General features: G+C 63.2%; 17 protein-coding genes. 12 read left to right on the top strand and 5 right to left on the bottom strand.

All coding sequences use genetic code 11. From position 1 onward, the window contains the following. Positions 1-346: 346 nt before the first annotated feature. Genes rpsJ through rpsQ form a run of 11 tightly spaced genes read left to right on the top strand, consistent with a single transcriptional unit; the run spans position 347 to position 5,813 of the window. Positions 347-655 carry a 30S ribosomal protein S10 gene (rpsJ, locus tag QQM37_RS06660; protein ID WP_003803825.1) on the top strand — a complete coding sequence of 103 codons (309 nt, stop codon included), beginning with the start codon at positions 347-349 and terminating at the stop codon, positions 653-655. Between the two features lie 18 nt (positions 656-673). Beyond that, positions 674-1,342, top strand: a complete 669-nt coding sequence (gene rplC / locus QQM37_RS06665; protein WP_285725829.1) for a 50S ribosomal protein L3 — start codon at positions 674-676, stop codon at positions 1,340-1,342. 4 nt (positions 1,343-1,346) lie between these two features. Continuing rightward, on the top strand, positions 1,347-2,042 hold the full coding sequence (gene rplD / locus QQM37_RS06670; protein ID WP_285725830.1) for a 50S ribosomal protein L4: 696 nt from the start codon (positions 1,347-1,349) through the stop codon (positions 2,040-2,042). Next, the gene (rplW, locus tag QQM37_RS06675; RefSeq protein WP_285725831.1) at positions 2,039-2,353 is read left to right on the top strand and encodes a 50S ribosomal protein L23; all 315 of its coding nucleotides are present in this window, start codon (positions 2,039-2,041) and stop codon (positions 2,351-2,353) included. The genes rplD and rplW overlap by 4 nt, the downstream gene beginning before the upstream one ends. Before the next feature lie 28 nt (positions 2,354-2,381). Continuing rightward, positions 2,382-3,221, top strand: a complete 840-nt coding sequence (gene rplB, locus QQM37_RS06680) for a 50S ribosomal protein L2 (protein WP_285725832.1) — start codon at positions 2,382-2,384, stop codon at positions 3,219-3,221. Between the two features lie 12 nt (positions 3,222-3,233). Further along, positions 3,234-3,515, top strand: a complete 282-nt coding sequence (gene rpsS / locus QQM37_RS06685) for a 30S ribosomal protein S19 (RefSeq protein WP_285725833.1) — start codon at positions 3,234-3,236, stop codon at positions 3,513-3,515. Between the two features lie 50 nt (positions 3,516-3,565). Beyond that, the gene (rplV, locus tag QQM37_RS06690; protein ID WP_285725834.1) at positions 3,566-3,928 is read left to right on the top strand and encodes a 50S ribosomal protein L22; all 363 of its coding nucleotides are present in this window, start codon (positions 3,566-3,568) and stop codon (positions 3,926-3,928) included. Next, the gene (gene rpsC, locus QQM37_RS06695; RefSeq protein ID WP_285725835.1) at positions 3,929-4,747 is read left to right on the top strand and encodes a 30S ribosomal protein S3; all 819 of its coding nucleotides are present in this window, start codon (positions 3,929-3,931) and stop codon (positions 4,745-4,747) included. It abuts the gene before it with no gap. Beyond that, positions 4,748-5,164 (top strand): 50S ribosomal protein L16, encoded by a 417-nt coding sequence (gene rplP / locus QQM37_RS06700; RefSeq protein WP_285725836.1) that lies wholly within the window; start codon positions 4,748-4,750, stop codon positions 5,162-5,164. A gap of 2 nt (positions 5,165-5,166) precedes the next feature. Then, positions 5,167-5,502 (top strand): 50S ribosomal protein L29, encoded by a 336-nt coding sequence (gene rpmC, locus QQM37_RS06705; protein WP_285725837.1) that lies wholly within the window; start codon positions 5,167-5,169, stop codon positions 5,500-5,502. Then, a complete protein-coding gene (gene rpsQ / locus QQM37_RS06710) occupies positions 5,499-5,813 on the top strand; it encodes a 30S ribosomal protein S17 (protein ID WP_285725838.1) in 315 nt (104 codons plus the stop codon). Before rpmC ends, rpsQ begins: the two co-directional genes overlap by 4 nt. Before the next feature lie 96 nt (positions 5,814-5,909). Here rpsQ and QQM37_RS06715 read toward each other — a convergent pair whose 3' ends face one another. The 4 genes from QQM37_RS06715 to QQM37_RS06730 all read right to left on the bottom strand — a co-directional run bounded on the left by QQM37_RS06715 (position 5,910) and on the right by QQM37_RS06730 (position 9,013). Continuing rightward, positions 5,910-6,167 (bottom strand): hypothetical protein, encoded by a 258-nt coding sequence (locus QQM37_RS06715; RefSeq protein ID WP_285725839.1) that lies wholly within the window; start codon positions 6,165-6,167, stop codon positions 5,910-5,912. A gap of 110 nt (positions 6,168-6,277) precedes the next feature. After that, a complete protein-coding gene (corA, locus tag QQM37_RS06720) occupies positions 6,278-7,273 on the bottom strand; it encodes a magnesium/cobalt transporter CorA (RefSeq protein WP_285725841.1) in 996 nt (331 codons plus the stop codon). Positions 7,274-7,366: 93 nt separating this feature from the next. Then, positions 7,367-7,885 (bottom strand): Lrp/AsnC family transcriptional regulator, encoded by a 519-nt coding sequence (locus tag QQM37_RS06725; protein WP_285725843.1) that lies wholly within the window; start codon positions 7,883-7,885, stop codon positions 7,367-7,369. Between the two features lie 96 nt (positions 7,886-7,981). After that, positions 7,982-9,013 carry an NAD(P)H-dependent flavin oxidoreductase gene (locus tag QQM37_RS06730; protein WP_285725844.1) on the bottom strand — a complete coding sequence of 344 codons (1,032 nt, stop codon included), beginning with the start codon at positions 9,011-9,013 and terminating at the stop codon, positions 7,982-7,984. A gap of 36 nt (positions 9,014-9,049) precedes the next feature. On the opposite strand from QQM37_RS06730, the gene QQM37_RS06735 reads away from it, so the two are divergent. Next, the gene (locus QQM37_RS06735; protein ID WP_285725845.1) at positions 9,050-9,991 is read left to right on the top strand and encodes an N-acetylglucosamine kinase; all 942 of its coding nucleotides are present in this window, start codon (positions 9,050-9,052) and stop codon (positions 9,989-9,991) included. Between the two features lie 18 nt (positions 9,992-10,009). Here the strand turns inward: QQM37_RS06735 and QQM37_RS06740 are convergent, their stop codons facing one another. Then, positions 10,010-11,107 (bottom strand): pirin family protein, encoded by a 1,098-nt coding sequence (locus QQM37_RS06740; protein ID WP_285725846.1) that lies wholly within the window; start codon positions 11,105-11,107, stop codon positions 10,010-10,012. Positions 11,108-11,173 lie beyond the last annotated feature (66 nt).

Consider the following 11,173-nt stretch of genomic DNA (forward strand, 5'->3'; position numbering starts at 1 on the left):
CAGCAACTACTACTACCCAGTTGGGCGGGGGAGAAGCGGTCGGTTGGCTTTTCTCACCGACATCCGGCATACTGGATAAGTTGTTCAAGCGCTCCGTCGCGTCCCCATTCGGATAATGCCGAGTGTGAGGGTCCATGTCGAAGCCTAAACATAACCAACCAACCCCGAAGTTGAGGGTGTGTTGTGCGTCAAAATCGCGACACGCCCGAGCGCGGGGGTCGGTGTCCGGAATGTTGAGGAACCCGGTATTGCTCCGGATTCAGCGTTTGCGGGTATGCACTGATTGATTCCTCGACGAACGTCGGGGAATGAACTAAGCAGCATGTCAGGAAGAGAGCCCTAAGCCATGGCGGGACAAAAAATCCGCATCCGGCTGAAGTCGTATGACCACGAGGTCATTGACGTTTCAGCTCGGAAGATCGTTGAGACGGTCACCCGTGCGGGCGCGACGGTAGTCGGCCCCGTGCCGCTGCCGACGGAGAAGAACGTTTACTGCGTCATCCGGTCGCCCCACAAGTACAAGGACAGCCGCGAGCACTTTGAAATGCGCACGCACAAGCGGCTCATCGACATCATCGATCCCACGCCCAAGGCTGTCGATTCGCTGATGCGTCTCGACCTGCCGGCCGACGTGAACATCGAAATCAAGCTTTAAGGGAGGTGCTGAGAAACTATGACCACAACCCGCATTGTTAAGGGAATCCTGGGCACGAAGCTCGGCATGACCCAGGTCTGGGACGCGGAGAACAAGCTTGTTCCCGTCACTGTTGTCCAGGCCGACTCCAACGTCGTCACCCAGCTGCGCAACGCTGAGAAAGACGGCTACACCGCGGTGCAGATCGGCTACGGCCAGATCGATCCCCGCAAGGTGAGCAAGCCGCTCGTCGGCCACTTCCAGGAGGCCGGGGTTACCCCTCGCCGCCACGTGGTGGAAATCCGTACGAACGATGCCGCTGACTACACCCTGGGTCAGGAACTCTCCGTGGAGCTCTTCGAGGCCGGCCAGAAGGTCGACGTCGTGGGAACCTCCAAGGGTAAAGGTTTCGCCGGTGTCATGAAGCGTCACGGCTTCCACGGCGTGGGTGCCTCGCACGGTGCCCACAAGAACCACCGCAAGCCCGGTTCCATCGGTGGGGCCTCGACGCCCAGCCGCGTGTTCAAGGGTGTGCGGATGGCCGGTCGTATGGGTGCTGTTCGTCACACCACGCTGAACCTCACCGTTCACGCTGTTGATGCCGAAAAGGGCCTGCTGCTCATCAAGGGTGCCGTCCCCGGTGCCCGTGGCCAGGTTGTCCTGGTTCGCACCGCGGTCAAGTCAAACTCCGCCGCGAAGGGAGCATAAGACCATGGCTACCACATCCAATATCGTCAAGGTTGACCTGCCAGCCGAGATCTTCGACGTCCAGACCAACGTGCCGCTGCTGCACCAGGTCGTCGTTGCCCAGCTCGCTGCTGCACGCCAGGGCACGCACAAGACGAAGACTCGCGCCGAGGTCTCCGGTGCCGGTCGCAAGCCGTTCAAGCAGAAGGGCACCGGCCGCGCTCGTCAGGGCTCCATCCGTGCTCCTCACATGACCGGCGGTGGCGTCGTCCACGGACCGACCCCGCGCGACTACAGCCAGCGGACCCCCAAGAAGATGAAGGCTGCTGCTCTGCGCGGTGCCCTCTCCGATCGGGCCCGTAACGGCCGCGTGCACGTTGTCGCTGAGCTCGTTGCTGGCACCACGCCTTCCACCAAGGACGCACGGGCCACGCTGCTCGCCGTGTCTGAGCGGAAGAACCTGCTGGTCGTCATCGAGCGCTCCAATGACGTTGCCGCGTTGTCGCTGCGCAACCTGGCCGAGGTGCACGTGCTGTACGTCGACCAGCTGAACACCTATGACGTTCTCATCTCCGATGATGTCATTTTCACCCAGGCTGCCTATGAGGCTTTTGTCTCGGGCAAGGCTGCTTCCGAGGCTTTCGGTGTCAGTTTCACCGAGGTGCTGGTGGAGGACGTCGAGTCGGATCAGGCTGCTGAGACCGAGGAGGACGCAAAGTGAGCGAAAACTCCATTACTCACCTCAAGGACCCCCGTGACGTGGTGCTCGCACCGGTCGTCTCGGAGAAGAGCTACGGACTGATCGACGAAGGTAAGTACACCTTCCTGGTTGATCCCCGCTCGAACAAGTCCGAGATCAAGTTCGCCGTGGAGAAGATTTTCTCCGTCAAGGTGGATTCGATCAACACCATCAATCGTGCCGGTAAGCGTAAGCGGACCCGCCTCGGGTGGGGGCAGCGCAAGAGCACCAAGCGCGCCATCGTCACCCTGAAGGAAGGCACTATCGACATCTTCGGCGGTCCGCTTTCCTAAGCGGAGACCACTTTAACGAGGACACATCATGGGAATCCGTAAATACAAGCCGACAACCCCGGGCCGTCGTGGCTCGAGCGTTGCCGACTTTGCAGAAATCACGCGGTCGACGCCGGAGAAGTCTCTGGTCCGTCCGCTGCCGAAATCCGGTGGCCGTAACAACACCGGGAAAATCACGACCCGTCACAAGGGTGGTGGACACAAGCGTCAGTACCGTCTGATCGACTTCCGTCGTCACGACAAGGACGGCGTCAATGCCAAGGTTGCGGAGATCGAATACGATCCAAACCGTACCGCTCGCATTGCGCTGCTCCACTACGTGGACGGCACCAAGCGTTACATCATTGCTCCGAACAAGCTCAAGCAGGGCGACTTCGTCGAGGCGGGTCCCGCTGCGGACATCAAGCCTGGCAACAACCTGCCGCTGCGCAACATCCCCGTGGGTACGGTGATTCACGCGGTGGAGCTCCGTCCCGGTGGCGGTGCTAAGATGGCCCGCTCGGCTGGTGCTTCGGTGCAGTTGGTCGCCAAGGAAGGCCGCTTCGCTCAGTTGCGTCTGCCCTCCGGTGAAATCCGTAACGTTGATGTGCGTTGCCGTGCAACGGTGGGCGAGGTCGGCAACGCCGAGCAGTCCAACATCAACTGGGGTAAGGCTGGACGTAACCGCTGGCGCGGCATCCGCCCGACCGTTCGTGGCGTTGCCATGAACCCGGTGGATCACCCGCACGGTGGTGGTGAAGGCAAGACCTCCGGTGGTCGCCACCCGGTCAACCCGAATGGCAAGCCTGAGGGCCGTACCCGCCGTCCGAACAAAGAGAGCGACAAGCTTATTGTGCGTCGCCGTCGTACTGGCAAGAACAAGCGATAGGAGCCTGGAGACATGCCACGCAGTCTGAAGAAGGGTCCTTTCGTTGACCAGCACCTCTTTGTGAAGGTCGTCCGGGAAAACGAAAAGGGCTCCAAGAACGTCATCAAGACCTGGTCCCGCCGGTCGATGATCATCCCCGACATGCTCGGGCACACCATCGCCGTGCACGACGGCCGCAAGCACATCCCGGTGTTCATCACCGAATCGATGGTCGGGCACAAATTGGGCGAATTCGCTCCCACGCGGACTTTCCGCGGCCATGTGAAGGACGACCGCAAGGGCAAGCGCCGCTAAGCCTCGGCTTAGAGGTGTAGCTCTTTCGGCAAGACGAGAGAAGGAAAGCAATGGAAGCCAAGGCTATTGCGCGGCACATCCGCGTAACGCCTATGAAGGCCCGGCGCGTCGTCAACCTGATTCGTGGTAAGCAAGCGAATGAGGCCCTGGCGATTCTGAAGTTTGCCCCCCAGGCAGCTTCGGAGCCGGTTTTCAAAGCACTCCAGTCCGCAGTGGCTAACGCCCGCGTGCTGGCCGACCGGGACAGCGTCGCTTTCGATGAAAGCGACCTCTACATCAGCGAAGCTTTCGTTGATGAAGGCCCCACCATGAAGCGGTTCCAGCCGCGTGCCCAGGGGCGCGCCTACCGCATCAAGAAGCGCACCAGCCACATCACTGTGGTTGTTGCCACGCCGAGTGAGGAGGAGAACTAAGTGGGACAGAAAGTCAACCCGCACGGGTTCCGCCTCGGTATCACCACCGACCATGTCTCGCATTGGTTCGCCGACTCGAACAAGGCCGGCCAGCGCTACAAGGATTTCGTCCGCGAGGATGTGAAGATCCGCCAGCTCATGTCGACCGGCATGGAGCGCGCAGGCATCGCCAAGGTTGAAATCGAGCGCACCCGCGATCGCGTTCGCGTCGATATCCACACCGCCCGTCCGGGTATTGTGATCGGTCGTCGTGGCGCTGAAGCAGACCGCATTCGCGGCGAGCTTGAGAAGCTCACGGGCAAGCAGGTTCAGTTGAACATCCTCGAGGTGAAGAACCCCGAGATGGAAGCTCAGCTGGTGGCCCAGGGCATCGCCGAGCAGCTCTCTTCCCGTGTGGCTTTCCGCCGTGCGATGAAGAAGGCCATGCAGTCCGCACAGCGTGCCGGTGCCAAGGGCATCCGGGTGCAGTGCTCCGGCCGTCTGGGTGGCGCTGAAATGAGCCGTTCCGAGTTCTACCGCGAAGGTCGTGTGCCGCTGCACACCCTCCGCGCGAACATCGACTACGGCTTCTTCGAAGCCAAGACCACCTTCGGCCGCATCGGTGTGAAGGTCTGGATCTACAAGGGTGATGTCACTGCCAAGGAACTGGCTCAGCAGGCAGCTGCTGCTCCGGCCCGTGGACGTGGCCCCCGTCGCGATGGCGATGACCGTGGACCCCGCAGGGACAACAACCGCGACAACAACCGTGGTGGCGCTCGTCGCCCCGAGCGGACCGAGGCAGCTGCCGAGGCTCCGGCAGCCGAAGGGAGTGAAGCCTAAATGTTGATTCCACGTCGTGTGAAGCACCGTAAGCAGCACCACCCCGGCCGTTCCGGTCAGGCAACCGGTGGTACTAAGGTCACCTTTGGTGAGTTCGGTATCCAGGCTCTGACCCCGGCGTATGTGACCAACCGTCAGATCGAGTCCGCTCGTATCGCGATGACCCGTCACATCAAGCGTGGTGGCAAGGTGTGGATCAATATCTACCCTGACCGCCCGATCACCAAGAAGCCTGCCGAAACCCGTATGGGTTCCGGTAAGGGTTCGCCGGAATGGTGGATCGCCAACGTCAAGCCCGGCCGGATCCTCTTCGAGGTTGCCGGCGTCAATGAGGAACTGGCTCGCGAAGCTCTGACGCGTGCCATCCACAAGCTGCCTTTGAAGGCACGAATCGTCCGTCGTGAGGGTGGTGAATAGAGATGGCAGTAGGAACCAAGGATTTGGCAATCGACAAGCTGGACAGCCTCGATAAGGAGCGTCTGGCCGAAGAACTGCGCAAGGCCAAGGAAGAACTGTTCAACCTGCGGTTCCAGTCGGCTACCGGCCAGCTGGAGAACCACGGTCGTCTGCGCGCCGTCAAGCGCGATATCGCCCGCATCTACACCGTGCTGCGTGAGCGCGAGCTCGGCATTCGTGCCGAGGTCGTCGCTGCCGTGGTCGAGGATACGGCGAAGGCGAAGAAGAAGTCTTCCAAGAAGGCCGCAAAGTCGGAGGAAGTTGCCGATGCTGAGGCCACCGAGGAGGCAGCCAAATGAGTGAAGAGATCAAGGAAACGACCGTGACCGAGACCGCTGAGAGCGAGCAGAACAGCTCCGCGCGTGGTTACCGCAAGACCCGTCGCGGCTACGTTGTTTCTGACAAGATGCAGAAGACCATTGTGGTCGAGGTCGAGGATCGCGTGAAGCACGCGCTCTACGGCAAGGTCATGCGCCGCACCTCCAAGGTGAAGGCTCATGATGAGGAGAACACCGCCGGAATCGGCGACCTGGTGCTGATCAGCGAGACTCGTCCGCTGTCCGCCACCAAGCGCTGGCGCCTGGTGGAGATCCTGGAGAAGGCCAAGTAGGCCCATCCCGCCGGCTCCACAGCTCGCACCGAACGAAAGGCCCCGTCCCTTGGGACGGGGCCTTTCGGCGTCTTCGGCGGGTGCTCGGGGCGGAGGTCAGTCGTTGTCCTGCCGGACGATCTGCACCGCGTCTTCAGCAAGCACCATGCTGCGGCCCTGACCGTCATCGAGGTGTACCCAGAGGACCGAATGGTCCGCGGTGTGGGTATCCACTCTGCCGTGATTGGAGGCCCCATTGGGGTATTCCAGACGGATCCTGTCGCCCGCGCGCAACAGGTGGCGTTGCGGGTCAGGCGGTGTGCTGGTGATGGACGATGGCGTAGTGGCCTCGGTCCGGATGCGTGAGCGTGCCATAGGTGACCTCCCCAGGGGTCGTGTGGAATCTGAACGTAGATTCAGCCTAGGGCTCGCCACTGAACAGCAGGTGAACATCACGAAAAACGACGTACCGGCTCAGGGGCGGCTCAGAGCCATTTCTTCTTTTTGAAGATGAGATACATGCCGCCGGCCAGCGCGGCCATCAGAGCGAGCGCGTAGGGGTATCCGTACTCCCAGTGGAGTTCCGGAATGATGGTGAAGTTCATGCCGTAGACCCCCGCCACAAAGCTCGGAGCGAAGAAGATGGCGGCCCAGGAGGAGATCTTCTTGACCTCCTCATTCTGCGCGGCGCTGGCCTCGTTGAGCCGGTTCGCGGTGAGCGTGCCGTCGACGGTCAGCGCGTTCTGCAGCAGTTGCCGGAAGCCGTCCGCCCGGGCCGTCAGCCCCGCCACATGATCCTCGACATCGCGCAATTTGCGCTGCAGCTCGATGTCCACACCGCGGGTGTCGAAGCCGTTGCGCAAGGTCGCGATGATCCCCAGTAGCGGGTGGAGCGCACGCTGAAACTGGATCACCTCGCGGGAGAGCTTGTAGATGCGGTGAGAGACGTGAGGACCTCCAGTGAAGAGCTGATCCTCAATCTCATCAATGTCGTTCTCCAGACCGGCAACCACGGGGGCGTAGTCATCCACCACCTGATCCAGCAGACCGTACAGCACCGCCTCCGGTCCCAGAGCCAGCAACTCGGGCTGGTGCTCCAGCCGTTGACGCACTTGCGCGACGCCCACTTCTTCGGCATGGCGGATGGTGACGACAAAGTCCTTGCCGGTGAAGATATGAAGCTCACCGAACTCGACCTCTTCCTCTTCGTCCAGATAACGGGCCGGCCGCAGCACGGTGAAGAGAATGTCGTCGTAGCGCTCGATCTTGGGCCGTTGGTGCGCAGCAATCGCATCCTCCACCGCCAGCGGGTGCAGCCCGAATTCGCTGGCCACCGAGGCCATTTCCGCCGGAGTCGGCCGGTACAGGCCGATCCAGGCCATTCCGCCACGGGCCTCGAGCGTCTCGTAGGTCTGTTGCAGACTGACCGGGTCAGCGGTGCGCTGCCCGTTGACATATACGGCGTTATCAATGATCGTCACGCGATTATTATGGACCGGCGGCCGGGCGAGGGGTATCACAGGACGTTCTGTTGCGTGGAGTTGGAGCGGTGGAAGCAGGACCGGCGGGTGTTCTCAGAGCGGGCCGGATCGCCCAGGGATGCGTTCGAAGACCAGCGTGGTCTCGGTGTGGCCGACGACGGGATCGGTGGTCAGATGATCGAGGACCCAGTCGCGCAGGGCCTCAGCGCTGGGTACCGCGATATGCAGCAGGTAGTCCACGGATCCTGAGGTGTGGAAGGTGGCCAGAACGCCGGGCAGCTGCGGCACGGTGGAGGTGAAGCGGTCGATCTGATCCCGATCGTGAGCGCGCAGCTGGACCGCGATCAGCGCCTGGACCGAGCGGCCTATGGCACTGAGGTTCACCACAGCCTCAAAGCCCACGATGACGCCGCGCTCCTGCAGAGCGCGGGTGCGCATCAGCGCGGTCGAGGGGGCGATGCCAACGGCATCGGCGACGTCCCGATTGGTCATCCGGGCGTCGTCGATCAGCAGGGACAGGATTTTCCGGTCGATCTCATCCAGGCCGTCGATGCCGGTGCGGGAGCCCGAATCGCGCGCGTCGTCGCGGGCGGTGGGAACAGAGTGAGCCATAGAGTGCATCTTACGTCCCCCGGTGCCTGTGCGAGCAGGCGGACGCAGTCCAGCCAGCGAACTGACCTGACCAGCGAACTCACCTGACCAGCGAACTCAGCCGAGTAGTCGGCCGACGATCTGCGCCGTCGAGCCACTCGACACCTCACCGAAGCCGCTGCCGGCCCACAGACTCATCGCCTCGGCATCGCCCGCCTGCGCCGCCGCAGCCCGCAAGGGTGCCGTGATCCGATGAATCTGTGGGTATCCCCGGGGCGCATCCGGGTGCTCCCGGATGAAGCGATTCTCCAGACCGCGGGCCCATCGTCCGGTAAAGGCACGGGTGCGGGCAGTGGTGTGAAAGTGCCCGGACTCCAGGGCCGCTCGGTGGAGCCGTCTGGTGCCAGCTTCCTCGGCGAGCAGAAAAGCCGTTCCGCACTGGACCGCATCGGCACCCGCCTGCAGCGCGGCATCGACCGCTGTCCGGTTGCTGATGCTCCCGGCGGCCACCAGGGGCAGCGGGGACGTCCGTCGTAGTGCCTGGACCAGTGAGGGCAGATCGGCTGGCCCCAGAGTTTCCGGGCTCAGAAATGCCCCACTGTGGCCCCCGGCTGAAGAGTGCTGGACCACCAGGGCATCCACGCCACGGTCCTGGGCAGCACTCGCTTCCTCGACGGTGGTCACGGTGGCCAGCAGCCGACTGCCCGCGCGATGCAGGGCGTCGATCTCAGCCCTGCCCGGCAGGCCGAAGGTGAAACTCAGCCAGGGGGCGGGCTGGGCGAGCAGAAGGTCCAGTTTCTCCTGCCAGCCATCGTCGTCCTGCCAGAAATCGTGGGCCTCCGGTCCGGGAACCTCCGGAAGATCAATGCCGTAGCGAAGGGCTTCCGCCTCCAGGGTATTGCGGTACTGGAGGATCATCGCCCGGTCCGTAGCGAGGTCTGCTGGCGCATATTCCGTTGGCACAAAGAGGTTGACGCCGTAGTCGACTCCGGCGTCACGGACTTGTTCAAGCTGCGCCTTGAGCGCCTGCGCGCTCAGATAGCCCGCGGCAAGAAAGCCCAGCGCACCTGCCTGCGCCGCTGCCGTAACCAACTCGGGGGTACTGGGGCCGCCCGCCATCGGGGCGACGATCAGTGATGACGAAAACATGGTGCCTTCTCTCAGGAACTCTCCGGGCCTGCCCTTATGCTGGGGGACGTGAACGCAACGACTCAGCCTGCCGCCGCTGCTCCTCAGGCCATCATCGGCCTGGACATCGGAGGAAGCAAAACTCGAGGGATCCTGTGGGTGGATGGCAACGTCGTCGTCGATCACGAGGTCGGCAGCGCCAATGTGCAGAATGTCAGCGTCGATCAGGCGGCCGCGAATCTTGCCGAATTGTTTGCCGCACTATTGGCCGATTTTTCCCCCAAGGCGGTCGCCCGGGTTTTTGCCGGATCCGGTGGGATCGATACCGAGGCCGACGCCGAGGCGCTGGCTGGGCTGATCCGCCCGCTCGCACCGGGCGTCCCGGTGGTCGTGGTCCATGACACCCGGCTGCTGCTGGCCGCTGGCCATGCCGTTACCGGGGTCGCCGTCATCGCCGGAACCGGTTCCGCTGCGTGGGGCACCAATGAGCAGGGCGAGGAAGCCCGTGCCGGTGGCTGGGGCTACCTGCTGGGGGACGAGGGCAGCGGCTACTGGTTTGGCCGGGAGGCTGTGCGCCACAGCCTGCACCGGATGAATCTGGGTCTGGCCCCGGACCAACTGACCCAGGCGCTACTGGCTCATTGCGGACTACGGGAACCGGGTGAGCTGATTGCGCACTTCCATTCCGGAACCTCGCGACGCTACTGGGCGGCCACCTCGCCGGTGGTCTTCAACGCTGCTGCCGCTGGGCATGAGGAATCCCTGGCGATGATCGCTCAGGCGGGGGAGGACCTCGCTGCGATGGCTGCCCAGGTGGCACACCAGCTCGGGCTCAGTGGCCCGATCGTTCTGGGCTCGGGGCTAGGCATGCACCAGCCATCGCTCCAGCAGGCCTTCCGCGAACGGCTGGCGACCCGCGGCTACCACGAGGTGCGGGTGCTGGATCAGGATCCTATTTTCGGCGTGCTCGATCTGGCGTCCGCGGATACTGCATCCTGAGGATCGTCACTTTTCTGGTCACTCCTTAGGCGGGTCCTCGGGCAGGTCCTCCGGCCGGTCCTCAGGCAGAAGCGTCCGACGCCGCGGCTTGAGTCGTAGCGGCGGCAGCGGTGGTGCTGGTATCCAGCCTGCCTGGGGCCCGGATCCTGCGTCGTGACCGGCGACAGCGGGAAACCTTTGGCGGGCAGCATTCTGCGCTGGTTCCCCTGGCCCTCGGCTCATGGACTCCTGCCAGTCCTCGCGCGCCTGCTCAATCTCCTCGTGGGTGCGTGCCACGAAATTCCACCACATGACCAACTCTTCGGCGAAAGGCTCACCTCCGATCACCAGGAATCTGGTACCAGGGGCCGCGATTGCCTCCAGACGATCCCGACCGGCACCAAGATAGGCCAGAGGACCTGGCTGGACCTCGGTGCCGTCAATGGTCAGCACGCCATCCAGGACCAGGAGGGCGTGCTCGAAGGTGGGCCGCAGGGGCAGGCTGAGCCGTCCGCCATCGTGCGCGATCTCCGCACCCAGCAGCGGCGTATAGATAGTGGCGGGGGAGCGATGCCCAGCCAGCTCGCCCAGCAGCACGGTTACCTGGCTGCCGTCGAGAGTGAACCTGGGCAGCTCGGTGTGTTGTTCGAAGGCTGCTGGACCATTGCGAGTCTGCTCGGGGAGCGCGATCCAGAGCTGGAGCCCACGCATGGCAACCTGCCCCTCCGCAGTCTTGACCACAGTTTTGTCGATCACAGTCTCATCGATCACGGAGAATTCGCTGTGCGCCACCCCGCGGCCGGCGGTCATGAGATTGAGCTCGCCGGGGCGCACCAGAACCTCGCTGCCCAGTGAATCCCGATGCCGGATGGTGCCCTTCAGCGGCCAGGTGACGGTCTGCAGACCGATATGGGGGTGCGGCAGGACGGACATCGTGGGTTCGGCGGAGCTGAAGCTGTCCAGGAAACACCAGGCTCCCACCGTGGGCAGGCCCCGTTGTGGCAGCGTCCGGGACACCGGCACAGCCCTGATCCCGCCCAGCGGAACCAGCCTCTCCGGCCAGAGCTGCACGCAGGGGTCGGTGGCGACACCGGCGGGGCACTGAACGGGCTCGGGCTGCGCTTCCAGATCGGTCATGGACTCAGTGTAGGTTTCGAGCCGGTGGCGTGTCAGCGCCGGAGGATTTCCCGGGTTCTGATGATT

Origin of the sequence: Psychromicrobium xiongbiense, from assembly GCF_030271165.1 — a bacterium.
GTDB lineage: Bacteria > Actinomycetota > Actinomycetes > Actinomycetales > Micrococcaceae > Renibacterium > Renibacterium xiongbiense.

What these genes read in the sequence shown, in the direction of transcription:
- rpsQ (WP_285725838.1), top strand. Translation starts at nt 5,499, where the DNA reads ATGAGTGAAGAGATCAAGGAAACGACCGTGACCGAGACCGCTGAGAGC.
- rplC (WP_285725829.1), top strand. Translation starts at nt 674, where the DNA reads ATGACCACAACCCGCATTGTTAAGGGAATCCTGGGCACGAAGCTCGGC.
- rplB (WP_285725832.1), top strand. Translation starts at nt 2,382, where the DNA reads ATGGGAATCCGTAAATACAAGCCGACAACCCCGGGCCGTCGTGGCTCG.
- QQM37_RS06735 (WP_285725845.1), top strand. Translation starts at nt 9,050, where the DNA reads ATGCTGGGGGACGTGAACGCAACGACTCAGCCTGCCGCCGCTGCTCCT.
- rplD (WP_285725830.1), top strand. Translation starts at nt 1,347, where the DNA reads ATGGCTACCACATCCAATATCGTCAAGGTTGACCTGCCAGCCGAGATC.
- QQM37_RS06740 (WP_285725846.1), bottom strand. Translation starts at nt 11,107, where the DNA reads ATGACCGATCTGGAAGCGCAGCCCGAGCCCGTTCAGTGCCCCGCCGGT.
- QQM37_RS06730 (WP_285725844.1), bottom strand. Translation starts at nt 9,013, where the DNA reads ATGTTTTCGTCATCACTGATCGTCGCCCCGATGGCGGGCGGCCCCAGT.
- rplV (WP_285725834.1), top strand. Translation starts at nt 3,566, where the DNA reads ATGGAAGCCAAGGCTATTGCGCGGCACATCCGCGTAACGCCTATGAAG.
- rplP (WP_285725836.1), top strand. Translation starts at nt 4,748, where the DNA reads ATGTTGATTCCACGTCGTGTGAAGCACCGTAAGCAGCACCACCCCGGC.
- QQM37_RS06725 (WP_285725843.1), bottom strand. Translation starts at nt 7,885, where the DNA reads ATGGCTCACTCTGTTCCCACCGCCCGCGACGACGCGCGCGATTCGGGC.
- QQM37_RS06715 (WP_285725839.1), bottom strand. Translation starts at nt 6,167, where the DNA reads ATGGCACGCTCACGCATCCGGACCGAGGCCACTACGCCATCGTCCATC.
- rpsS (WP_285725833.1), top strand. Translation starts at nt 3,234, where the DNA reads ATGCCACGCAGTCTGAAGAAGGGTCCTTTCGTTGACCAGCACCTCTTT.
- rpmC (WP_285725837.1), top strand. Translation starts at nt 5,167, where the DNA reads ATGGCAGTAGGAACCAAGGATTTGGCAATCGACAAGCTGGACAGCCTC.
- rpsJ (WP_003803825.1), top strand. Translation starts at nt 347, where the DNA reads ATGGCGGGACAAAAAATCCGCATCCGGCTGAAGTCGTATGACCACGAG.